1 pseudogene is annotated in these 895 nt (G+C 69.2%); it reads left to right on the top strand.

The window, feature by feature from the left end:
- Positions 1–895 (top strand): annotated as a pseudogene (locus tag V6U90_RS33570) (hypothetical protein); the annotation flags it as partial.

Here is an 895-nt window from a genome sequence, read left to right as displayed (position 1 = left end):
CGACGCCGGTGACCCCGAGGTGTACGAAGACGAGGTCACCCCACCCCGTGAAGTCCTCTCCGCCGTGCTGGCCCGCAAGACCTGGCCGAACGTGCCGCCGCTACGCGGCATCATCGGCGCCCCCGTCCTACGCCGTGACGGCACCCTGCTCCAGCGGCCCGGCTACGACCCGGCCACCGGCCTCTACCTCGCCTCCAAAGTCGCACTTCCCCCGGTACCAGAGGCACCCACCCCGCAGCAGGTGCACGACGCCCGGACGTTCCTGCTGGGCCGGTTCCTGCGCGACTTCCCCTGGGCCAGCCCCGCCGACCGGGCGAACTACGTCGCCTTGTTGGCGACGCCGATCCTGCGGCACTACACCCGCTCGCTGACGCCGTTCGCGTTGATCGACGCGACCATGCCCGCGTCCGGCAAGTCGATCCTGACCGCCGGCCCCGGCATGCTCTACGGCCAACGCATGATGCCCTGGGCCGACAGCGAAGAGGAACTCCGCAAGTCCATCACCGCCGTGCTCGCCGAACAGGTCGGGGTGGTCATCTGGGACAACGTCCCCGAAGGTTCCGTCATCGACTCCGCCGTGCTCGCCCAGCTCGTCACCAACGGCGTCTGGTCCGACCGGCAGCTCGGCGCGTCGCGGAACATCGCCACCGTCAACGACCGGCTCTGGATGGCCACCGGCAACAACCTCCAGGTCGGTGGCGACATGGCGAGCAGAACCGTTCGGGTGCACCTGGACCCGAACATGCCCCACCCGGAACTCCGCGACCAGACCGGATTCGGTATCCCCCACCTCGACCAGTGGATCACCGACCCCACCAATCAACTCACCGTCCTGTGGCACCTGCTCGTGCTGGTCCTCGACTGGACCCGCCACGGCGCACCCCGCATCACCGGA

This window comes from Micromonospora sp. CPCC 206060 (assembly GCF_036906895.1).
In the GTDB taxonomy this organism is placed as follows: Bacteria; Actinomycetota; Actinomycetes; order Mycobacteriales; family Micromonosporaceae; genus Micromonospora.
Note: the sequence above shows the minus strand (reverse complement) of the source record. Positions and strands in the feature narration are given on the sequence as shown.